1 protein-coding gene is annotated in these 328 nt (G+C 71.6%); it reads left to right on the top strand.

All coding sequences use genetic code 11. The features are described from left to right. On the top strand, window positions 1-296 hold a 296-nt coding region (locus SB717_RS34515; RefSeq protein WP_410907358.1), incomplete at its 5' end, for a carbohydrate kinase family protein. Window positions 297-328: the final 32 nt, after the last annotated feature.

The raw sequence follows: 328 nt of genomic DNA, 5'->3' as shown, positions 1-328 counted from the left end.
AGGGGCCGGCCCTCGCGGTCATCAAGCGGGGAGCCTCGGGCAGCCTCGCGTTCACGGAGGGCGTGGTGACCCGGCGCCCGGCGCTGACCGTTCCGGTCGTCGACACTGTCGGCGCGGGCGACGCGTTCGTGGCCGGGTTCCTCCGCGGCCGGCTCGATGGCGCGGGAGTCGCGGACTGCTTGGAGCTCGCAACGATCGCCGGCGCCTTCGCGTGCATGGGGCCCGGTGACTGGGAGAGCATGCCCCGCACGGGGGACCTCGGGCTGCTGTCGGATGACGATCCGGTCACCCGCTGACCTCGCTCTTGGCAAACATCATACGTATGCTC

This window comes from Priestia sp. SIMBA_032 (assembly GCF_046535215.1).
Lineage (GTDB): Bacteria > Bacillota > Bacilli > Bacillales > Bacillaceae_H > Priestia > Priestia aryabhattai.
This window is presented reverse-complemented; position numbering and strand designations above follow the sequence as displayed.